The following is a 19,971-nucleotide window of genomic DNA, read 5'->3' on the forward strand; positions in this document are numbered from 1 at the left end:
TGATAGCGCAGGTGCGATTCTGATCCTTTGACGACGATCATGAGCCTACGCAAGGATTCAGAATAGAACCAATCGATAGAAGTATAACTTAATATTGGTTTTTTCTATGGGTCGGATATTTTCCGAAAAAACAAAGGCCCCGGCACTTTCGCACCGGGGCCTTCCATAAAAAATTCATTCAACTAGTGGCCTGCGAGGACCGCCAGCATCAGCAAGGCCACGATATTCGTGATCTTGATCATCGGGTTCACGGCCGGACCAGCCGTATCCTTGTAGGGATCGCCGACCGTATCGCCGGTCACAGCAGCCTTGTGGGCCTCTGAGCCCTTGCCGCCATGATGGCCGTCCTCGATGTATTTCTTGGCATTGTCCCAGGCGCCGCCTCCGGACGTCATCGAGATAGCCACGAACAGGCCGGTCACGATCACGCCGAGAAGCATCGCCCCGACCGCTGCGAGCGCAGCCCCCTTGCCGGCAATGGCAAAGATCACACCGAACAGGACGATCGGCGACAGGACCGGCAGAAGTGACGGGACGATCATTTCCCGGATCGCCGCCTGCGTCAGCAGGTCAACGGCGCGGCCATAATCAGGCTTCACTTCGCCTTTCATGATGCCCGGCATCTCGCGGAACTGACGGCGGACTTCCTCGACCACGGCTTGCGCCGCCCGGCCAACAGCCATCATGGAGAGGCCCCCGAACAGGAATGGCAACAGCCCCCCGAACAGCAGACCGACCACCACATATGGGTTGGCAATCGAGAAATCAGCCGTTGCGTTGTAGAAGAAATCCCCTTCCACGGCGCGCGCCGAGAAGTATTTGAGGTCTTCCGAATAGGCCGCGAACAGAACGAGCGCACCGAGACCTGCAGAACCAATGGCATAGCCCTTGGTCACGGCCTTGGTCGTATTGCCGACGGCGTCCAGCGCGTCAGTCGTTTCCCGTACCTCGGAGGGCAGTTCCGCCATCTCCGCGATACCGCCTGCATTGTCCGTCACCGGTCCGAAGGCGTCCAGCGCCACGATGATACCGGCGAGCGCCAACATGGTCGTGGTCGCAATCGCGATGCCGTAAAGGCCCGCGAGATTGAACGTCAGGATGATGCCGGCAATGATCACGATGGCCGGCAGGGCCGTCGATTCCAGCGAGACCGCGAGGCCCTGGATCACGTTCGTGCCGTGGCCAGACTCTGAGGCCTGCGCGATGGAGCGAACCGGACGATACTTGGTTTCGGTGTAATAGGCTGTGATCACGACGATCAGTCCTGTCACGACGAGGCCAACGATTCCGCATCCGAAGAGCATCCAGCCGGTCACGTCATTTGCCAGGCCGAGTCGTTCACCGGCATTGTCGAGCACGCCGAAGCCATTCGGCAGCACGGTGGCAATTGCCAGGGCGAGCCCGCCAATGGACAGCACTCCCGTCACGATGAGGCCCTTGTAGAGCGCCCACATGACGTCTGTCTTGCCAGGTCCGAGGTTCACGAAATATGTGCCGATAATTGACGTCACGATACAAACGGCGGCAATCGCCAGCGGCAGCATCATGATCTCGACGATATAGGTCGAGCCTGAGAAATAGATCGCGCCGAGCACCATCGTCGCCACCAGCGTGACGGCATAGGTCTCGAACAGATCGGCTGCCATGCCGGCACAGTCGCCGACATTATCGCCCACATTATCTGCAATCGTGGCAGCGTTACGCGGATCATCCTCCGGAATGCCGGCTTCAACCTTGCCGACCATGTCACCGCCGACATCTGCGCCCTTGGTGAAGATACCGCCGCCGAGACGCGCAAAGATCGAGATCAACGAGGCGCCGAAGCCGAGGGCCACGAGCGAGTCGATGACAAGACGCTTTTCGCCCTCGTCTCCGAGATCAAGCCCGGTGACCATAGTGAGCAGGCCGTAATAGACAACGATGCCCAGCAGGGCGAGGCCGACGACGAGCATGCCGGTGATGGCCCCGGATTTGAAGGCCAGCTTCAGGCCGGCATTGAGACCGGACTTGGCCGCTTCGGTCGTACGCACATTGGCTTGCACCGATACTTTCATACCGATGAAACCGGCCGCGCCGGACAAGGTCGCGCCGATAATGAAGCCGAGCGGCACCTGCCAATTCCTGAACAAGATGATGAGCAGCACCACAACGACAACACCGACAATGCCGATGGTCCGGTACTGGCGGCCAAGATAGGCGTTGGCGCCTTCCTGGATCGCTTGAGCAATTTCGCGCATACGCGCATCACCAGCTGGGGCCTTCATGATCGAATTGATCTGGAGCCAGCCAAAGAGGACCGACAAGACCCCCGCCGCGAGAGCGAGATAATACCACATGGATTACGTTTCCTTCCCTTAAAACAGAACTTCAACGCCAGGTTATTCCTGATCATGGACTGTTTATTTTAGATGACCAGCCTGCCCGCCCTGCCGGGATTAGGCAATATGCCTCCCGTCAGGGGCGAGTCAGCCCAATACCCTGCTCAGCCATGCTCGAAGCCGAGAGTTTCCGGGAGGTTAACGGGGCTATCGCGGAGGGTGACGACAAGGCCCCCATTTGGTCGTGTTTCACCGATATGCGTAACAATGACGCCGGATTCCGCCGCCTCCGCCAGGATATCGTCATGGCGCGATTTTTCGGCCGTGAAGAGCAACTGGTAGTCATCGCCCCAGGTCGAGAGGCGCAGCATCTCATTGGTTTCCGTGGGATTCCCGGCAAAAGGCACCGCCTCAAGCGCAATCCGAACGCCTATTCCGGAGGCACTCGCAAGGCTCGCCGCATCGCCCAGCAGGCCATCAGACACATCCAGCGCGGCCGAAGCTTGACGTGCAATCAGATGCGCAGCTTTGGGGGGCTGGATCCGTGGCACCCGATAAGCGTCGATATGAAGATCATCGACCTCCCCGCGCTTGAGAGCCTCAAACCCCAGACAGGCCGCGCCAATACGTCCGGTCACCCAGAGATCTTCGCCGGCCTGCGCGCCCATGCGACGTATGGGTTTATCAGCCAGACAGGTTCCGGTCAGGGTGAGCGACAGGAAGACACCACCAGGAGGGCGCACCGTATCCCCGCCAATCAGGCGGGCCCCGAAGACTTCCAACTCCTCACCAAGTGCGCTGGCAAATGCGGCCAGGTCACTTTCCGGGCGTCCCTCCGGCCAACCGAGCGTCAGCAAGGCTTCAGCAGGCACAGCTCCCGCAGTGTAGATGTCGGAGACGTTCACCCGGACCAGTTTGCGCGCAACCGTCTCAATGGGATCGGAGGGCAGGAAGTGCACACCCTCGACCAGCGCATCCACGGTAATAACGGTCGGCCCGTCTGCCACCGTCAAGACAGCGAGATCATCCCGCAGGCCAGCGGCCCCACTGGTATTGGCCAGTGGGGCAAAATATCTGGAAATCCAGTCCTTCTCGGCCATCGGGTCAGCGCCCCATGCGCCCTACGTCGCTACAGGCCTTCGCGGCCAATGGCGTAGAAACGCTCCTTGCGCTGGGTGCGCAGTTCCGAGGGGCTCATGCCTTCGAGTTCCTGCAGGGCCTCGTCGAGCGCCTTCGCGGCAGCGGCCATGGCCCGTTTCGGGTCGCGATGCGCCCCACCGACGGGTTCCTTGACGACGCCGTCGATGACTTTTGTTTTCAACAGATCTGGAGCCGTGATTTTCATCGCGTCAGCCGCTTCCTTCGCCTTGGCAGCGTCGCGGTAGAGGATTGAAGCGCAGCCTTCCGGAGAGATCACGGAATAGATGGCGTGCTCCATCATCAGCACCTTGTTGGCCGCCGCGATACCGATCGCGCCGCCCGACATGCCTTCACCGATGATCAGGGTAACGAAGGGTACGCCCAGCGAGAGGCCGCGCTGTGTGCCGCGTGCAATCGCTTCGGCCTGGCCACGCTCTTCGCCGCCCTTGCCGGGATAGGCGCCTTGCGTGTCCGGAAAGCTCAGAACCGGCAAATTGAATTTCTCGGCCATATCCATCAGGCGCACCGCCTTGCGATAGCCTTCCGGGTGGGCCATGCCGAAATTGTGCTTCAGGCGCTTCTCGATCGTGCGGCCCTTCTCATGGCCCATGATCACGACCGGGCGCCCCTTGAAGCGTGCCAGTCCGCCAACAATGGCTTCGTCATTGCCGAAGACGCGATCGCCAGCGAGTTCCTCGAAATCGTCAAAGATGTTCTCGATGAAATCGGACAGGTGCGGCCGGTCAGGATGGCGCGCCACGAGGGTCTTCCGCCACGCGCTGAGATCGGAGTACATCTCCTTCAGCTGCTTGCTCGACTTGGCCTTCAGCTTCTTCAGCTCGTCGGTGATCGATGGCCCTTCCTTGCTGGAAGCAAGCGCTTCCAGTTCGGAGATCTTCGCGTCCAGCTCCGCAATGGGCTTTTCGAAATCAAGATAGGTCGTTGTCATGGGGGCAAGTTAGCAATGACCGGCTGACTCGCCTAGCCGGGAATTCACTAAAGTGCGCCTTGCATTTTCACCACAGCCGGCATGATCAGAACACCCAGCAGGACAGGAAAAACGAATATAATCAAGGGCAAAGTCAGTTTAGCTGGCAGGGCCATGGCTTTTTCCTCGGCCATCAGGATGCGCCGCTTGCGCATATCTGCCGAGAAAACACGCAAGGTCTGGCCCAAACTGGTCCCCATTTCCTCTGCTTGGCGCAACATTGTGGCGAGCGAACTGGCCTCTTCAATGCCCATCCGGTCAGCAAAGGTGCGCCACGCATTCTTGCGCGCCTTGCCTGCTCGGAGCTCCAGAGACAGCTTTTGCATGTGCTCGGCAATGTTGGGGTGGCGCAATTCCAGTTCCTCCCCGACCCGCTGGACCGAGGCATCGAGACTGAGGCCGGCTTCAACACAGGCCACCATGAGATCCATCATGTCGGGGAAACCCGACGAGCATTGCTGCTGGAGTGCCTTGGCGCGCCGGGACACGAACATGTCAGGCGCAAGCAGGCCGGCAATGATCAGCCCGATACTTACCATCAGCAGGGTCTGTTTCGACACGCCGTCCAGCTGGGGCAAGGCAATCAGCAGCGCGATCTGGGGCAACACCACACACGCGATACGCGCCACATAATACCGCCCGACGGCAGCCTGGTTTGTGAAACCCGCCTGAAGCAGTTTTGCGCGTACAGCGCTGACAGCTTCCTCATTCGAGGGCGTCGCGCGATTCCCGAGGCCTATGACGGCCCGGCCAATCCGGCTGACATTCCGGGTCTCCTGCGGGGCTGGCCGGGAGCCACGACGCTCCAGCCGGCGTTCCAGATCTTCCTTGGCCTTCCAGCTCCGGACGAATGCCATGATGGCAGGCACAGCCAGGACGCCGGCAATGGCCAGCATGACGATCGGGATCAGGGCAGAGGGGGAAAGAGACATGGGTTTGCTGAGGGCCTACATCTTGAAATTGATCATCTTGCGCATGACGAGATTGCCAATCCCCATCCATACAAACAGGATCGGAAACACGAGCCGTATGAGCGGTTCGTCGATGACGTCGCCATAGAATTCCGGCCTCAGGACATGGATGCCGGACATCACAATGAAGGGCGCAGACGTCAGGATCATCGCAGAAGCACGCCCCTCCGATGAGGCGGCCTTCACTTTCAGGCGCATGGTCTGGCGTTCACGGATGGTTGTTGTGTTCGCCTTCAGGAGTTCGCAGAGATTGCCGCCTGTCTTCTCTTGCAGGCGCACCGTGGCCACGAACAATTCCACATCCGGGTCGCCGGCACGTTCGGCCATGCGTTGCACCGCATTGGTCAGCGACATGCCGTAGGACACCTCGTCCGCCGCCATACCAAACTCAGTGCCGATCGGATCAGGCATTTCGCGCGCGACCAGCGACACCGCCGTCGCCACCGGATGGCCCGCCTCGAGACTGCGGCAAACGATCTGCAACGCGTCAGGCAATTGTTGGGACATTTTCTTCATGCGCCGTCCAGCAACCATTTTCAGCCAGATGATCGGAGCCAGCGCAAACAGGACTGCAGCAATACCAACTGCCGGGCCAGCGCCCCCAACGAAGCGCCAATAGGCGACGCCCGCTGCGAGAGCGGCGCCGGCCGACATGCCGAACCATTTCACGGGTTGGAATTTGAGACCGGAACGCACTACCAATTGGTTGAACCAACGCAAGGGCATCGCAAGATTGCCATTCTTGTCGAGGCCGCGGCTCTTGCGCAGCTCGATCATGGCTTCACTCGTTGACTCGAACCGTTCCTTGAACTGAAGACGCTTGTTCACGACGCGGCGCGTCTGCGCCTCGGTCACCAGGCCCTTGACGGACTGGATCGCGAGGAAGATCGCTCCAATCGCCATGATCGACGGGATCAGGATTGTCAGGCTGATATTGGCTATGTCGGGCATCCACGACACGGGTCTGCCCTCCTAGTACCGCGTAGACGGATCAAACATGCCTTCTGGCATGTGCACGCCGCGCCGTTCCATCTCGTCGAGAAATTTGGGGCGCAGGCCGGTGGCGGCGAAATGCCCCTGCACCTTGCCCTCATCCGTCGTACCCGTGCGCTCAAAGCGGAAAATTTCCTGCAGCTGCACGACCGCGCCTTCCATGCCTGTGACTTCGGAAATCGAGACCACTTTCCGCGAGCCATCCGACAGACGCGTTGCCTGGACGATAAAGTTCACAGCCGAAGCGATCTGGCCACGGATGGCCGTTTCGGAAATCTTCATGCCGCCCATCATCACCATCTGTTCCAGACGGGTCAGGGCATCACGCGGATTGTTGGCGTGGATCGTGGCCATCGAGCCTTCATGGCCGGTGTTCATGGCCTGCAGCATGTCGAAGGCTTCCTCGGACCGCACCTCGCCCAGGATCACGCGGTCCGGGCGCATACGCAGGGCGTTCTTGACGAGCTCGCGCTGGCGGATCTCGCCCTTGCCTTCGATGTTCGGCGGACGGGTTTCCATCCGGGCGACATGCGGCTGCTGGAGCTGGAGTTCGGCGGCGTCCTCGATCGTGATGAGGCGTTCGTCTTCATTGATAGCGGCCGACAGCGCGTTCAGCAGCGTCGTCTTGCCCGAGCCGGTCCCCCCGGAGATCACGGTCGAGGCCCGGCACTTCACCGCGCCGAGAATGAATTTGGCGACCGGTTCCGGGATCGCGCCAAACCCGACCAGCTTGTCCATGGTCAGGGGCGATTTGGAGAATTTCCGGATCGAAACGAGTGGGCCATCAATGGCGATGGGCAGGACGGCGGCGTTGACCCGGCTCCCATCCAGCAGACGCGCATCGACCAGGGGCTGGCTTTCATCCACCCGGCGGCCCACAGCCGCCACGATGCGCTGCACGATACGCAACAGATGGTCATTATCGGCAAAGCGAACGGGCGCCAGCTGCAGCTTGCCGTGCCGCTCCACATAGACCTGATTGCAGCCATTGATCAGGATATCGGCAATGGAGTCGTCTTTCAGGAGTGGCTCGATTGGGCCGAGGCCGGTCATCTCATCCATCACCGCGTCGGCGAAGCTCGCTTCCTCGGCGGCGGACAGGGCCATCTCTTCCTTCTTGATGATTTCCGAAACGATGCCCCGCACACGGCGGCGCATGGTTTCATCATCCAGCTTGTCGAGGGCCGACAGGTCGAGTTCATCAATCAGCTTGGCATGGATGCGCAGCTTCGCGTCCAGTTGGTCGAAGGCTTTGGTATCACTCGCGGGCGGAGGCGGTGCAGGCTTTGGCGCGGCCGGGGTAGAAGCGTCGTCTTTCGGTGTCTCGACCGGCTCTGGCTTGGGAGCCGTGTTGGAAAATCCGAAACGGCTCATTTCGCTCTCCTCTTCCCATTGGTTTGCTGGACCGGCTGCCGCGCGGCTTCAGGCATCATGCTGTCGACCAGTCGCGACACATCAGCAACCAGCGCGCTCTTCGGCTTCACTTCGCCAATCGGCTTGCCGAGGTTCACGGCCGTGCGGGCGGCATCCCAGTCGGAGGTAATGGTTTCGTCGATCTTGCGGTCGATGGCCTTCTCTGCCTTGTCCACGGCAAATTCGGCGCGGAATTTCTTCTTCGGGAACATCCGGTTCAGCACAAGCTTCGCCTTGCGGTCGGAGCTGCGCAGCATGTCCACTTCCCGCGCCATGTCAGCCGCAGCATGGAGGCTGGGTACGGTCAGCTCACTGACGATGACCGCCTCATCGACCGCGCCGAGGATCGGCTTGGTCCAGGGCATCATGTGACGCGGCATGTCAACCAGCACATACGGGAATTCGGCGCAGGCGACATCCAGCAGGCGCAGGATTGCGGCCTCCGTGGCCAGCGCATCTGCGTCCGGGTTACGCGGGGCGGAAATTGTCGAGACGCCATCCTCATGCTGCCAGCACCAGGCCGCCAGCAGGCGGGCATCCAGACGCTCCGGCGCCGCCGACAGCGCGGCCAGGTCCAGTTTCGGAACGGCTTCCAGGAACGAGCTGACCATGCCATCCGCGACGTTCAGGTCGACAAGGCAGACCTTGCCCGGCCCGACTTTCTCGCAAAGGGAAAACGCGCTCTCAATGGCGAGGGTGGAGACCCCGGCGCCGCCAACGGCCCCGCGGAACGCCCAGCAAACCGCCGAAGCCGGGCCATCGCCCCCTGCTACGGCCGCTTCTGCGGCGGCGCGGATACGGTCTACAGATTCAAGAATTTCTTCGGCGCCCGCACTTACCGGCAGGATGTCCGATGCCTCGATTTTCATGAGGGCCCGAACGATATGGACCGGCAAATTGTCCGAGACCATCAGGACGGCGCTATCCGGCTTATCGACGGCCAGACCCAGCACCACCTGTTCCGACCCCGCCTGTCCCTGCTCCAGCAGGATCAGCGCGCCGCCGAATTTCTCCACGATCGTGGCCGAGTCCATCGAGGACAGGTCAATGACATTCCGGCAGATTGTCTTGAGTTGCGCCAGACGCTCAGGCCCGGCCAGTGCGGCAATCGCAGGGATCACCCCGGACGCGGGCGCAGGAGTCCCTGACCCGGCAAGGTTTCGAGCTACACCCGACATCAGCTGCCTCCCGAAGCGCTGACAGAGGAATCCCGCAACTCCTTCGTCTTGCCTTCATTCAGGGCTTTCACGGCATTGGCAGCCCGCAGGCCGGACGTGGATTCCACGGCCTTGGAATTGCTGAGGTTTACGTCCCGCACGGATTGCTGGCGGATATTGTCCGCCGTTGCCTGCCCCAGAAGGTACTTGTCCTGATTGTCATAGCTGGCACAGCCGACGAGGAGCAGACTGGCCATCAGGACACCGGGTACGAAATGCTTGCGGGTCATGTCATTCTCCTTCGCCGGCGAGCGGCACGGCGGCAGTTTGGTTCAGGAGGAAGAATTCGTCTTCGGTCGGCTCGGCAAATGCCTCAAGCGGGGACCGTAGAAGCGAGGGATGCGGCGCCGGCTGGACGAGGCGCGGAATGATGATGATCACCAGTTCGCTTTCCTGACGCTGGTAGCGCTTGGACGAGAACAGCGCGCCCAGGACCGGCACATTGCCCAGCCACGGCGTTTGCCGGACATCATTGGAATAATCATTCTGCAACAGGCCGGCGATCGCAAAAGCCTGGCCGTCATGCAGTTCAACCGTCGTATCGGCGCGGCGAACGGAAATACCGGGGATCTCGATGTCCTGAGCCCTGATGCCATTGTTGCGGTCGAGCTGTGACACTTCCGGGCGCACCCGCAAATTCACCAGCCCGTCACCCAGCACAGTCGGCGTGAAGTCGAGGCTCACACCGAACTTCTTGAACTCGACTGAGACCTGGCCATTCTCGCTCGAGACCGGAATGGGGAACTCGCCCCCTGCCAGGAAACTTGCCGTGTCGCCCGACAAGGCCACCAGATTCGGCTCGGCCAGCGTCCGCACAATTCCCTTCTCTTCGAGGGCGCGCAATTCAACATCAATGTTCTCGCCACCAACATTCGTGAACAGGGCCACCGTCTTGGCGGCCAGTCCGGACACGGTGGATGGCTCTGTGAAGGCGACCGCATCGCGGGCGTCCATGGAGTTGCCGAAGCCGATCTCCTTGACGGCGTTGCGGCTCGCTTCGAGGAAGCGAACTTCCAGAAGGACCTGCTGGCTCTGCCCAACGGACAGGCCATTGGCGACACCGCCCGGTACGTAGCGCTCAGCGACCTGCACCGCCATTTCAGCGGCGGCGGCCGTGGTCAGCTTTCCGTCAAGAAAGACGCCATCATGCACAGGGTACACATCAATGCGCTCTCCCGGCAGCAGATTGCCAAGATCAGTCCGCAATTCATCAAGGCTGAGTTCGACCTCCACATCAATCAGTTCGGTAATCTCACCGGCCTCATTGTAGATCAGCACCGTGGTCGCCCCCGGCACCTTGCCCCGCAGGAAGAAAGACCGGTTGGACGTGGCCATGGCTTCGGCAATGTCCGGATCGGCCACGACCAGCGTCGAGAATCCCTGATCGGCTTCGATCACGGTCGAGCGGCCTTTTTCGAGGACAAGCACCTTGGCGTCAGGGCCTGTGGTGCGCTCGGTCCAGGCATGGGCGGGCGCAATCGCGACAATACCGATGACCAGGAGAAGCATGATATAGGTAAGCTTGGGCATCAGTTTGCCTCCTCGGTCAGCGATTTCGGTTTCGCAACCGGTGCAGTGACCGTGGTTTCACGGTCGCCATTGATGACACGGACATTTGCGGTGGACGGGCGCGGCGGCGCGATGCGGCGTATGGGAGCCCTCTTCGGCTCCGACTTCACCAGCGTGATGACATCCGCCTCTTCCTCTCGGCCGATCAGGGCCAGCCCCAAGGCGCCCTGCATGCCGACAGCCCCAAGTCTCAGCGCGCCTTCGGGTGAGACTTCCAGAGTCACCGTGCTGGAGGGACGTGCGCCTTCCAGATTGGACTCAAAGGTCTGGTCGACGGCCAGCACTTTCACATTCTTCAGGACAGGTCGCGCGATCAGGTCAGCGGTCACCCGCACGGCGTCACCGCCATAGGAGTTTGCGGACTGGCCCGGTTCGCGTTGAATGAATTCGTTCACATCAACCCGGTCACCGGGCAGGACGAACCCGGCCACGCCGGTATCGCTCCGTACCGTGATGGAGACGGCCCGCATGCCAGGCTCGATGGCCGCAGCGAGGGTAAGAAGGTTACCGGCCGCATCGAGCTTTTCGAACATGATTGGCTCGCCCGGAAGGATCAGGCCGCGCGCATACAGGATGTCGGAGAGTTCAGCCGCGTCTGTCACGACACCTTCGGGAATGGACTCGGTCGGCCAGTTCAGGGTCTTCACATTGCTGGCGGAAACTTCCTCGCCCGGCTCGATCGCCGCAGCGGCGACGACCACGGACGACATTTGCACGACCGGCGCAGACATTTGCGCCGCCGCGTCATTGGAATTCGACGACATGTAGTAACGGCCAAGGAACACGGCAGCGATGCCGAGGACCGCCGACAGGCCAAGACTGATCAGGGGTGCCAGTTTCATTCTGAATGCCCTCTCCCGCGCATTGTGCGCACTCATCAGCATTCATGATTAACTGTCATGCGATAAGGTCTGTTGAAGACCTGCGGGAAAATCTCCCCCGTGATCAGAACGGCGCGTTAACCATAGTGAAATGATCCAGGTCACAGGCCTTAATGTTCCGCCCCTGCCGGTTAACCGAAGGCAGGACTCAGCGCGTCAGGACCGCTGCAAACTGCTCGGCATCAACATTTCCGCCCGTCACCAGCACGCCAATGCGTTTGCCGCGCATCTCGTCCGGCAGGCCTTTGATGGCCGCCGCCAGCGCTGCTGCACCGCCGGGTTCGGCCACGATCTTCAGATAGCGGAAGGCCGCCCGCATGGCGTCTCGCACCTCTTCATCCGACGCGACCAGCCCGCCGCTCAGCAGGCGCTTGCCAAGCGCGAACGTGATCTTGCCCGGCGCGGGCGTCAGGATGGCGTCGCAGATGGAGCGTGTGCCCGGCGCATTTGCCCGGATGTCCCCGGCCTCCAGGGACTGCACCCAATCGTCATGGCCGGCTGGTTCGGCTGCCCATATCCTGGTGTCCGGTGACAGATGCTCCATCGCCAGCGCAACGCCGGTAATCAGGCCCCCGCCCCCGGCGCAACAGATCAGATGGTCCAGCGGGGTACCCGCCTGTTCCATCTGGCGCGCAAATTCGAGCCCGGCAGTGCCCTGCCCGGCAATAATGTCCTTGTCGTCAAAGCTCGGCACCACGACCGCGCCCCGCTCGGCTGCAACCTGCGCGGCGATCTCTTCGCGGCTCTCGGTCTCCCGGTCATACAAGCGGACGATGCCGCCATCGGCCTCCACGCCAGCAACCTTGATCTGGGGTGCATCCGACGGCATCACAATCAGAGCAGGCATGCCCAGCAGGCGTGCTGCGCGGGCGACGCCTTGCGCATGATTTCCGGAGGAGAAGGCCACAACGCCGGCCGCGCGCTGGCCAGCCGGTATTTGCGACAGCCGGTTCATGGCGCCGCGAATCTTGAAGCTGCCCGTCACCTGCAGGCACTCGGCCTTGATGAACAGCGATCCGCCCGCCATTTCATCCAGCGCGTCATGCGTCAGGACGGGCGTTTCACGCGCGACGCCCCGCACACGTTCGGCGGCGGAAAGAACGTCATTGAAGTCGGGAAGTACGTCAGATGTCATGCCGCAGGCCTAGACCGAACCGGCATGACCTGCAACGCAATTGCAAAGCCTAGAGCTTGTCCAGCATGGCCTTGGCGAGCGCCTGGGCGTCTGCGCCAATCTCGTCACTGGCCAGCGCATAGCCGAGCACGGCTTCGAAATAACCGAGCTTGGAGCCGCAATCATAATCCTGACCTTCATACTCGTAGGCGAAGAAGGATTGGGCTTCCATGAGGCGGGCCATGGCATCGGTCAGCTGGATCTCTCCGCCGGCACCCTTGCCCTGGCTTTCCAGCAGGCCAAAGATTTCCGGCTGCAGAATGTAACGGCCTGTGATCTTGAGGTTGGATGGCGCATCGGCGACCGGCGGTTTCTCGACCATGCCGGTCATCTCGATCAGGCGGCCATCACGGTCCCCCTTTGGGGCGATCACACCATAGGAGGAGACCCGTTCCATCGGCACCTGATCCACAGCGACGATATTGCCGCCGACCTTGTCATAGGCCTCAACCATCTGCGCGAGGCAGGACGAGCTGCCCTTGACCAGGACGTCCGGCAACAGCACCGCGAACGGCTCATTGCCGATAATATCCTTCGCGCACCAGACCGCATGGCCGAGACCGAGCGGTGATTGCTGGCGCACGAAGCTGGCCGATCCGGCCGGCAGTTTGGTCTGCTTCACCTGTTCGAGGATGGCATCCTTGCCCTTCGCTTCGAGAGCGACTTCCAGTTCATAGGCAATGTCGAAATAGTCTTCGATGGAGCCCTTGTTACGTCCCGTCACAAAGACGATGTGCTCGATTCCGGCTTCCAGGGCTTCATCCACGACATATTGAATGGCAGGCCGGTCCACGACCGGCAGCATTTCTTTCGGGATAGCCTTCGTAGCGGGCAGGACCCTCGTACCAAATCCGGCCACAGGAAGAACGGCTTTTCTAACGCGCATGAACAGGAAGCTCCTTGGAATTCAACATGTAGGCCCGGGCCCACCTTGCGGGGGTCTAAGCAGTCTTGGACTTAAATGGCGTTAACTTGGAGCAAGAAAGTGCCCGAAAGCCTACATCCAGCCTAGGCTGTACAGGCTTAACGCAGCAACACTACAGGCCAGCGACAAAACGAGCACCATAGTCAGGGAGCGCTTCACCGAGGGAGCCCGGCGTCCACGCATTTCCGCTTCCAGAAGATTCTGCAGCCGGCGCGCCGGGGAGAGCTCTGCTGCCGGATATCGTGGGTCGGCGGGCTGCGCTGACGGCACGCGTGCAGACGCAGCTTCGGCAGGTTTTTCGACATCCTGCGCGCCGGATTCTTCCTGAATCGCTGACTTGCTCTGCGGAAGGGCCATCTGAATTCTCCGGTAGCTCATGCGGATTATGCCAGACGAGGCCTAACCGATACCTAACAGAATCAAATTGACTGGTTAGTTCGGGACGGCCCCCAGGAAGACGCCGCCTTGAGGGGCCTGAAAACCAAGCGCGCAGCGCATCGTGCCTGTTTCTTCCTGGTCTTCCAGAATGACGAAAGTCTTCAGGCGCGCATCTCCCGTTTCCCGGAGTTCCGAGATCGCCTCCGAGCCATTGCTCCGAACTGTCGCGGCAGAAGTCATGTTCCCGGTAACAAGGACCGCGACACCGGTGGACAGGATTTGTCTGAGCATGCGGCGGCACTTCCCTTAACTTGGTAATAACCATGCTTGAGTGGAGAGCGCCGCCTATAGGCCGACGAGCCGCAAACTGCAAGTATTAAAGGGGGGTCAGCGTATGTCCCCCATCGACGACCAGAGTCGATCCGGTCATGTAGCTGCCCTGCTCGGACGCCAGCAACAGGAGAGGCCCCGTCAATTCGTCATAATTGCCAAAACGACGCATCGGCACACGCTTCGCCATTCTCTCTCCTGCTTCGGAATCAAGAAACTCGTCATTGATAGCCGTCTTGAAGTAGCCGGGCGCGATGGCGTTGACGCGAATTCCATGTCGCGAGCCCTCCAGCGCCATGGTGCGGGTCAGATGGTCTACTGCGGCCTTGGAGGCTGAATAGGCGGAGATCATGTTCGACGGACGAAGGGCTGTAATCGACGCGATATTAATGATCGAGCCGGCCGAATCGGCCTGAATCATCGCCTTGGTCGCATATTTCGCCACACGCCAGACACCTGTGAGATTCGTTTCGATGACCGTATCCCAGTCCTTTTCCGGCATTTCCCAGAACCAGCCATCCCGCGACAGCCCGGAATTGTTGACCACGATGTCGCAGGGGCGGCCCAGCGCTTCGCGAATCTCTGCGAAGGCCCCGGTCACGCTGTCTTCGGACGTGACATCCATTTCCACAGGCAGCGCCTTTCCCCCGCGTCTCTGGATTTCTCCGGCCAGTTCTTCCAGCTTGTCCAGGCGGCGGGCGGCCAGGACGACATGTGCCCCGGCATCGGCCAGCACATTGGCGAAATGCCGCCCCAGCCCGCTCGATGCGCCGGTGACCAATGCCGTCTTATTAGCTAAACTGAACAATCTCATGCCCTCCAATTCAAAAATTCGTGTTGCGCGCCGCAATATTTTTCCTCTATCCCGTTGATATGAAAATATCTGTGCTGAGGGAACGACGAGCTGGTGAAACCCGTGTGGCGGCTACACCAGAAACCGTCAAGAAGTTGGTGGCCTCTGGCCACTCGGTTACAATTGAGTCCGGAGCGGGCACTGTCGCAGGTTTCCCTGACGATAGCTTTTCTGATGCGGGGGCCACCCTTGCACCAGACGCGGCGGCGGCGGCGAAAGGCGCTGACATCGTCTTCAAGGTGCGCGCACCGGAAGCCGGGGAAATGGACGCCCTGCCCGAGGGCGTCGCCCTGATCGCCCTGATGGACCCCACCAATCTGGACGCGGCGCCGCTCAATGCGAAGAAAGTCGCGTCCCTGTCCATGGAATTCACGCCGCGCATCACTCGCGCGCAAAGCATGGACGCCCTGTCGTCCCAATCGAACCTTTCCGGCTATCGCTCCGTCATCGAGGGCGCGCAGATCTATGGCCGCGCCATGCCGATGATGATGACGGCCGCCGGTACCATCGCCCCGGCCAAGGTCTTCATCATGGGGGTGGGCGTTGCCGGCCTTCAGGCCATCGCCACGGCCCGCCGCCTCGGCGCAGTCGTGACCGCAACTGATGTGCGCCCCGCCGCCAAGGAACAGGTCGCCTCGCTCGGCGCCAAATTCATCGCGGTCGAGGATGAGGAGTTCAAGGCCGCCGAGACCGCCGGTGGCTATGCCAAACAGATGTCGCCGGAATACCAGGCCAAGCAGGCCGAACTGACGGCCAGTCACATCACCAAGCAGGACATTGTCATCACGACCGCCCTGATTCCCGGCCGCGCCGCGCCGGTCCTCGTCACCGAGGAAATGGTGAAAACCATGAAGCCGGGCTCGGTCATCGTCGACATGGCGGTCAGCCAGGGCGGCAACTGCCCGCTCTCCAAGCCGGATGAGATCGTCGATGTGAACGGCGTCAAAGTGGCCGGGTTCTCGAACCTGCCCGCCCGCCTGCCCGCAGACGCCTCGTCCCTGTTTGCCAAAAACCTTCTCGCCTTCCTGCCGCTGGTGACAGCCGAGGATGGCAGCCTCAATCTCGACACCGACGACGAAATCGTCACCGCCATGCTGCTCACGCGCAATGGCGAGACGGTGAACGAAAGGATCCAATCATGAAGCGCGCACTCCTGACGCTTTCTGCGGCCAGCTTTGCGCTGCCCGCCTTCGCAGATGCCGGTGGCATTGACTCGACCGTCTTCCTCGTGGCCATCTTCGCGCTGGCCTGCTTTGTCGGTTACTATGTCGTCTGGTCGGTCACCCCGGCCCTGCACACGCCATTGATGGCTGTGACGAACGCCATTTCGTCCGTGATCATCGTTGGTGCGCTCGTCGCGGCTGCCACGATGGGGCTTACCTCCGACAATTGGGTCTCCAAGATCCTCGGCACGGTCGCCGTGATCCTTGCCAGCGTGAACATTTTCGGGGGCTTCCTCGTCACCCAGCGCATGCTCGCCATGTACAAGAAGAAGGGGGACTAAGACATGGACTCCTTCCACTCAACCTGGGCGCCGATGCTCTACCTCGTCGCAGGCATCCTCTTCATTCTCGCCCTTCGCGGTCTCTCCAGCCCGGCGACCAGCCGCGCCGGCAACCGCAATGGCATGATCGGCATGGCCATCGCCGTCGGCACCACGCTGGCGCTGGTCTGGTCACAGCTTGACCTGCAGACCTGGGGCCTGATCCTTGGCGGGGTCGCCATTGGCGGCACGATCGGCGCAATCATCGCCCGCAAGATCCCGATGACGGACATGCCCCAGCTCGTCGCGGCCTTCCACAGCCTCGTCGGCCTCGCCGCCGTGCTCGTGGCGGCTGCCGCGCTCTACTCGCCGATCAGCTTCGGCATTACCGGCATTGAAGGCATCAAGGCCGCGTCCCTGATCGAACTCGGTCTCGGCTCTGCCATTGGCGCGCTGACCTTTACCGGCTCGCTGATCGCGTTCGCCAAGCTCAATGGCAACATGTCCGGCTCCCCGATCATGCTGCCAGCCCGTCACCTGCTGAACATCGCCTTCGCAGTTGGCATTATCGTTCTGATGGTCATCCTGATCCAGTCGAACGGCTCGGCCCAGTGGGCCTTCTGGGGTGTCACGGTTCTTGCCCTGATCCTCGGCATCACGCTGATCATCCCGATTGGTGGCGCGGACATGCCGGTCGTCGTGTCCATGCTCAACTCGTATTCGGGGTGGGCCGCCGCAGCGCTCGGCTTCACGCTCGGAAATTTCGCGCTGATCATCACCGGCGCCCTCGTCGGTTCTTCGGGTGCGATCCTGTCCTACATCATGTGCAAAGGCATGAACCGGAGCTTCATCTCGGTCATCCTTGGCGGCTTTGGCGGCGATGATGCGGCGGCCGGTGGCGCAGGCGCGGATGCAGACCGTCCGTTCAAGCGCGGCTCAGCCGAAGACGCGGCCTTCATCATGAAGAACGCCTCCAAGGTCATCATCGTGCCCGGTTACGGCATGGCCGTGGCTCAGGCCCAGCACGCGCTGAAAGAGATGTGCGACAAGCTGAAGGAAGAAGGCGTCGAAGTGAAATACGCCATCCACCCCGTTGCAGGCCGGATGCCGGGTCACATGAACGTCCTGCTCGCCGAAGCGCAGGTGCCGTATGATGAAGTCTTCGAACTGGAAGACATCAACTCGGATTTCCGCAATTCCGAAGTCGCCTTCGTCATCGGCGCGAACGACGTGACAAACCCGGCCGCCAAGACCGACAAGACCAGCCCGATCTATGGCATGCCCGTCCTTGACGTCGAGAATGCCGGGACGGTCCTGTTCATCAAACGCTCGATGGGCTCCGGCTATGCCGGCATCCAGAACGAACTCTTCTTCCGCGACAACACGATGATGCTGCTCGCAGACGCGAAGAAGATGGTCGAGGATATTGTGAAGAACCTCTAGGCGCTTCGCAGCGACGCAAACCGACGCGTTGCCGCCTCATCCAATACACAAATCTGATCGGCCGCCTTCTTCCTGAGGGCGGCCGATTTGCTTGTCACGGTGCCGTCTTCCAGAGCCCAGTCCGGCGCAATCTCCGCCAGCGGCTCCAGCACGAACCGGCGCTCAGCCATGCGCGGGTGCGGGATCGCCAGCGTCTCTGTATCCAGCGCCACGCACTGCATCAGCAACACATCCACATCCATCTCACGCGGACCCCAGCGCAACCTTTCCTGCCGGCCGAGCTTTGCCTCCACCAACTTGCAGGCATGCAGCAACTGCAGCGGTCCCAGACTCGTTTCCACGCGTATACAGAGGTTCAGGAAGTCCGGCTGGTCCGCCACGCCCCAGGGTGCGCTGCTGTAGAGATTGGAGACGGCAGCAAGCTCAATACCCGGCGTTGCGGCCAGCAAGTCCACCGCCTGTGCCAGCGCCGCCTCGCGGTCGCCCAGATTGGTGCCGAGGCCGAGCGCAGCCTCAGCCATTGCGGCTGCGGGTGATCGACACGCCGACATGGTCCACCAGATGCCGGATCGGCGCCGACGGCTTGCGGACCGTAACGGTCACTTCCTCGACAATGTCCCACTTGGCCAGGATCGCATCGGCGATGCGTTCGGCGAAGGTTTCGATCAGATTGAATACAGTCTTTCCGGACAGGTCTTCGGCAAGGTCACAGACTTCCCCATAATGGACCGTCTCTTCCATCTGGTCAGTTGACGTTGCGGGCTGGCCGAGGCGGCAGTCGATATCGATGAAGAATTTCTGGCCGAGGGATTTCTCCGCCTTGTGGACCCCATGAAAGCCGTGAAGGCAAAGGTTGGAAACAAAGATGCGGTCGGTCAAATGGCGCTCCCAATGGCTTGAAACATGTCGAGCGCCTCGCGGTGCGCGGCGACGTCATGGACGCGAAGAATGGTTGCGCCCCGGTAGACGCTGTCGAGCCCGGCGGCAAGCGTCCCGACGAGCCGCTCGTCCACAGGCTTGCCGGTCAGGCATCCGATAAAGGATTTCCGCGAGATCCCGACCAGGATTGGACAATCGGTATCGACCAGCACATCGAGGTGCGCGAGCACACCGAAATTCTGGTCATAGGTCTTGGCAAAGCCGACGCCCGGATCGAGCAGGATATGCGCGCGGGGAATGCCGGCGCGGTCGGCCATGTCGAAGGCGCGCCCGAAGAACTCCGCCATGTCCTCGCGGAGGTCTATGTCGCCATCCGTTTTGCCGCGATTGTACGTGATGCAGACAAGGCTTTCGGTCTCGGCCACGGCGTCGGCCATGCCCTCATCCTTGGTCATGCCCCAGACATCATTCACAAGCACCGCGCCCGTCTCGACAGCGCGCCGGGCGATCTCGGCCTTGTAGGTGTCGATGGAGAGCGGCAAGGCGTCCGGCCCGGCAAGGCGCGTAATGGGCTCACGCACGCGGGCCCATTCGTCTTCGAGGCTCACCGGATCACCTCCGGGCCGCGTCGACTCGCCGCCAATGTCGAGAATGTCAGCCCCCTCGTCTTCCATCTGCGCGGCATGGGCGAGCGCGGACGTCAGAGAGTCATGCGCGCCGCCATCGGAAAAGGAATCGGGCGTCACATTCAGGATGCCCATGATCAGCGGCCGCCTGACGCCGAGACGCTCCAGCAAACGGTCCCGAACCGCGTTCCGCGCAAGTCTGTCCATGGGCGTGTCCTCCCTGCGCCGCACAGGTAGTGCTTCAGGGTGCCGGGAACAACGGTTCGCCTGTCACTATCCCCTGCCGCCTCGCGATTTTGGCCAGGCTTTTCAATGTATGGGGAGGGCCCGAATCCAACCGGATGGGTAGAGCTGTACAGTCAGCCCTGTCGGCATCCTGCGATGAAAGTG

General features: G+C 61.3%; 21 protein-coding genes. 3 read left to right on the plus strand and 18 right to left on the minus strand.

Features of this window, described 5'->3' with window-relative positions; all coding sequences use genetic code 11:
* Positions 1-182: 182 nt before the first annotated feature.
* The 15 genes from V7660_RS06845 to V7660_RS06915 form a co-directional block, all read right to left on the minus strand.
* A complete protein-coding gene (locus V7660_RS06845) occupies positions 183-2,336 on the minus strand; it encodes a sodium-translocating pyrophosphatase (protein WP_335602377.1) in 2,154 nt (717 codons plus the stop codon).
* A gap of 146 nt (positions 2,337-2,482) precedes the next feature.
* Positions 2,483-3,418: a thiamine-phosphate kinase gene (thiL, locus tag V7660_RS06850; protein WP_335602378.1), complete on the minus strand. Its 936-nt coding sequence runs from the start codon at positions 3,416-3,418 to the stop codon at positions 2,483-2,485.
* A gap of 29 nt (positions 3,419-3,447) precedes the next feature.
* A complete protein-coding gene (locus V7660_RS06855; RefSeq protein ID WP_335602379.1) occupies positions 3,448-4,407 on the minus strand; it encodes an acetyl-CoA carboxylase carboxyltransferase subunit alpha in 960 nt (319 codons plus the stop codon).
* A gap of 47 nt (positions 4,408-4,454) precedes the next feature.
* A complete protein-coding gene (locus V7660_RS06860) occupies positions 4,455-5,378 on the minus strand; it encodes a type II secretion system F family protein (RefSeq protein WP_335602380.1) in 924 nt (307 codons plus the stop codon).
* 15 nt (positions 5,379-5,393) lie between these two features.
* Positions 5,394-6,368 carry a type II secretion system F family protein gene (locus tag V7660_RS06865; RefSeq protein ID WP_335602887.1) on the minus strand — a complete coding sequence of 325 codons (975 nt, stop codon included), beginning with the start codon at positions 6,366-6,368 and terminating at the stop codon, positions 5,394-5,396.
* A gap of 21 nt (positions 6,369-6,389) precedes the next feature.
* Entirely contained in the window at positions 6,390-7,784 is a 1,395-nt protein-coding gene (locus V7660_RS06870; protein ID WP_335602381.1) for a CpaF family protein, read from the minus strand.
* Complete coding sequence (locus V7660_RS06875) at positions 7,781-9,001, minus strand: AAA family ATPase (RefSeq protein WP_335602382.1); 1,221 nt, start codon at positions 8,999-9,001, stop codon at positions 7,781-7,783. Before V7660_RS06875 ends, V7660_RS06870 begins: the two co-directional genes overlap by 4 nt.
* On the minus strand, positions 9,001-9,270 hold the full coding sequence (locus tag V7660_RS06880; RefSeq protein WP_335602383.1) for a hypothetical protein: 270 nt from the start codon (positions 9,268-9,270) through the stop codon (positions 9,001-9,003). The genes V7660_RS06875 and V7660_RS06880 overlap by 1 nt, the downstream gene beginning before the upstream one ends.
* 1 nt (position 9,271) lies before the next feature.
* Positions 9,272-10,570 carry a type II and III secretion system protein family protein gene (locus tag V7660_RS06885; RefSeq protein ID WP_335602384.1) on the minus strand — a complete coding sequence of 433 codons (1,299 nt, stop codon included), beginning with the start codon at positions 10,568-10,570 and terminating at the stop codon, positions 9,272-9,274.
* Positions 10,570-11,451: a Flp pilus assembly protein CpaB gene (gene cpaB, locus V7660_RS06890; RefSeq protein ID WP_335602385.1), complete on the minus strand. Its 882-nt coding sequence runs from the start codon at positions 11,449-11,451 to the stop codon at positions 10,570-10,572. Before cpaB ends, V7660_RS06885 begins: the two co-directional genes overlap by 1 nt.
* A gap of 187 nt (positions 11,452-11,638) precedes the next feature.
* Positions 11,639-12,625, minus strand: coding sequence for a threonine ammonia-lyase (locus tag V7660_RS06895; protein WP_335602386.1), 987 nt, complete (start codon positions 12,623-12,625; stop codon positions 11,639-11,641).
* Between the two features lie 49 nt (positions 12,626-12,674).
* Positions 12,675-13,550, minus strand: a complete 876-nt coding sequence (galU, locus tag V7660_RS06900) for a UTP--glucose-1-phosphate uridylyltransferase GalU (protein WP_335602387.1) — start codon at positions 13,548-13,550, stop codon at positions 12,675-12,677.
* A 111-nt stretch (positions 13,551-13,661) separates the two neighbouring features.
* Positions 13,662-13,946: a hypothetical protein gene (locus tag V7660_RS06905; protein WP_335602388.1), complete on the minus strand. Its 285-nt coding sequence runs from the start codon at positions 13,944-13,946 to the stop codon at positions 13,662-13,664.
* Positions 13,947-14,021: 75 nt separating this feature from the next.
* Positions 14,022-14,258 (minus strand): hypothetical protein, encoded by a 237-nt coding sequence (locus V7660_RS06910; protein ID WP_335602389.1) that lies wholly within the window; start codon positions 14,256-14,258, stop codon positions 14,022-14,024.
* A gap of 85 nt (positions 14,259-14,343) precedes the next feature.
* Positions 14,344-15,111: an SDR family NAD(P)-dependent oxidoreductase gene (locus V7660_RS06915; RefSeq protein ID WP_335602390.1), complete on the minus strand. Its 768-nt coding sequence runs from the start codon at positions 15,109-15,111 to the stop codon at positions 14,344-14,346.
* A gap of 59 nt (positions 15,112-15,170) precedes the next feature.
* Here V7660_RS06915 and V7660_RS06920 point away from each other — a divergent pair, with 59 nt between their 5' ends.
* The 3 genes from V7660_RS06920 to V7660_RS06930 are packed head-to-tail and all read left to right on the plus strand — an operon-like array spanning position 15,171 to position 18,076.
* Positions 15,171-16,292, plus strand: a complete 1,122-nt coding sequence (locus V7660_RS06920; protein WP_335602391.1) for a Re/Si-specific NAD(P)(+) transhydrogenase subunit alpha — start codon at positions 15,171-15,173, stop codon at positions 16,290-16,292.
* Positions 16,289-16,654, plus strand: a complete 366-nt coding sequence (locus tag V7660_RS06925) for a proton-translocating transhydrogenase family protein (protein ID WP_335602392.1) — start codon at positions 16,289-16,291, stop codon at positions 16,652-16,654. Before V7660_RS06920 ends, V7660_RS06925 begins: the two co-directional genes overlap by 4 nt.
* A 3-nt stretch (positions 16,655-16,657) precedes the next feature.
* Positions 16,658-18,076 carry an NAD(P)(+) transhydrogenase (Re/Si-specific) subunit beta gene (locus tag V7660_RS06930; protein WP_335602393.1) on the plus strand — a complete coding sequence of 473 codons (1,419 nt, stop codon included), beginning with the start codon at positions 16,658-16,660 and terminating at the stop codon, positions 18,074-18,076.
* Here the strand turns inward: V7660_RS06930 and folK are convergent.
* The 3 genes from folK to folP are packed head-to-tail and all read right to left on the minus strand — an operon-like array spanning position 18,073 to position 19,788.
* On the minus strand, positions 18,073-18,597 hold the full coding sequence (gene folK, locus V7660_RS06935) for a 2-amino-4-hydroxy-6-hydroxymethyldihydropteridine diphosphokinase (protein ID WP_335602394.1): 525 nt from the start codon (positions 18,595-18,597) through the stop codon (positions 18,073-18,075). The genes V7660_RS06930 and folK overlap by 4 nt on opposite strands.
* Positions 18,590-18,955, minus strand: coding sequence for a dihydroneopterin aldolase (folB, locus tag V7660_RS06940; protein ID WP_290495586.1), 366 nt, complete (start codon positions 18,953-18,955; stop codon positions 18,590-18,592). Before folB ends, folK begins: the two co-directional genes overlap by 8 nt.
* A complete protein-coding gene (folP, locus tag V7660_RS06945; RefSeq protein ID WP_335602395.1) occupies positions 18,952-19,788 on the minus strand; it encodes a dihydropteroate synthase in 837 nt (278 codons plus the stop codon). The genes folB and folP overlap by 4 nt, the downstream gene beginning before the upstream one ends.
* Positions 19,789-19,971: the final 183 nt, after the last annotated feature.

The organism is Hyphomonas sp. (assembly GCF_036964145.1).
Taxonomy (GTDB): domain Bacteria; phylum Pseudomonadota; class Alphaproteobacteria; order Caulobacterales; family Hyphomonadaceae; genus Hyphomonas.

What these genes read in the sequence shown, in the direction of transcription:
- folP (WP_335602395.1), bottom strand. Translation starts at nt 19,788, where the DNA reads ATGGACAGACTTGCGCGGAACGCGGTTCGGGACCGTTTGCTGGAGCGT.
- V7660_RS06895 (WP_335602386.1), bottom strand. Translation starts at nt 12,625, where the DNA reads ATGACATCTGACGTACTTCCCGACTTCAATGACGTTCTTTCCGCCGCC.
- V7660_RS06915 (WP_335602390.1), bottom strand. Translation starts at nt 15,111, where the DNA reads ATGAGATTGTTCAGTTTAGCTAATAAGACGGCATTGGTCACCGGCGCA.
- V7660_RS06925 (WP_335602392.1), top strand. Translation starts at nt 16,289, where the DNA reads ATGAAGCGCGCACTCCTGACGCTTTCTGCGGCCAGCTTTGCGCTGCCC.
- V7660_RS06845 (WP_335602377.1), bottom strand. Translation starts at nt 2,336, where the DNA reads ATGTGGTATTATCTCGCTCTCGCGGCGGGGGTCTTGTCGGTCCTCTTT.
- V7660_RS06855 (WP_335602379.1), bottom strand. Translation starts at nt 4,407, where the DNA reads ATGACAACGACCTATCTTGATTTCGAAAAGCCCATTGCGGAGCTGGAC.
- V7660_RS06885 (WP_335602384.1), bottom strand. Translation starts at nt 10,570, where the DNA reads ATGCCCAAGCTTACCTATATCATGCTTCTCCTGGTCATCGGTATTGTC.
- V7660_RS06865 (WP_335602887.1), bottom strand. Translation starts at nt 6,368, where the DNA reads ATGCCCGACATAGCCAATATCAGCCTGACAATCCTGATCCCGTCGATC.
- V7660_RS06880 (WP_335602383.1), bottom strand. Translation starts at nt 9,270, where the DNA reads ATGACCCGCAAGCATTTCGTACCCGGTGTCCTGATGGCCAGTCTGCTC.
- V7660_RS06910 (WP_335602389.1), bottom strand. Translation starts at nt 14,258, where the DNA reads ATGCTCAGACAAATCCTGTCCACCGGTGTCGCGGTCCTTGTTACCGGG.
- V7660_RS06870 (WP_335602381.1), bottom strand. Translation starts at nt 7,784, where the DNA reads ATGAGCCGTTTCGGATTTTCCAACACGGCTCCCAAGCCAGAGCCGGTC.
- V7660_RS06930 (WP_335602393.1), top strand. Translation starts at nt 16,658, where the DNA reads ATGGACTCCTTCCACTCAACCTGGGCGCCGATGCTCTACCTCGTCGCA.
- V7660_RS06860 (WP_335602380.1), bottom strand. Translation starts at nt 5,378, where the DNA reads ATGTCTCTTTCCCCCTCTGCCCTGATCCCGATCGTCATGCTGGCCATT.
- galU (WP_335602387.1), bottom strand. Translation starts at nt 13,550, where the DNA reads ATGCGCGTTAGAAAAGCCGTTCTTCCTGTGGCCGGATTTGGTACGAGG.
- V7660_RS06905 (WP_335602388.1), bottom strand. Translation starts at nt 13,946, where the DNA reads ATGGCCCTTCCGCAGAGCAAGTCAGCGATTCAGGAAGAATCCGGCGCG.
- V7660_RS06920 (WP_335602391.1), top strand. Translation starts at nt 15,171, where the DNA reads ATGAAAATATCTGTGCTGAGGGAACGACGAGCTGGTGAAACCCGTGTG.
- V7660_RS06875 (WP_335602382.1), bottom strand. Translation starts at nt 9,001, where the DNA reads ATGTCGGGTGTAGCTCGAAACCTTGCCGGGTCAGGGACTCCTGCGCCC.
- folK (WP_335602394.1), bottom strand. Translation starts at nt 18,597, where the DNA reads ATGGCTGAGGCTGCGCTCGGCCTCGGCACCAATCTGGGCGACCGCGAG.
- thiL (WP_335602378.1), bottom strand. Translation starts at nt 3,418, where the DNA reads ATGGCCGAGAAGGACTGGATTTCCAGATATTTTGCCCCACTGGCCAAT.
- cpaB (WP_335602385.1), bottom strand. Translation starts at nt 11,451, where the DNA reads ATGAAACTGGCACCCCTGATCAGTCTTGGCCTGTCGGCGGTCCTCGGC.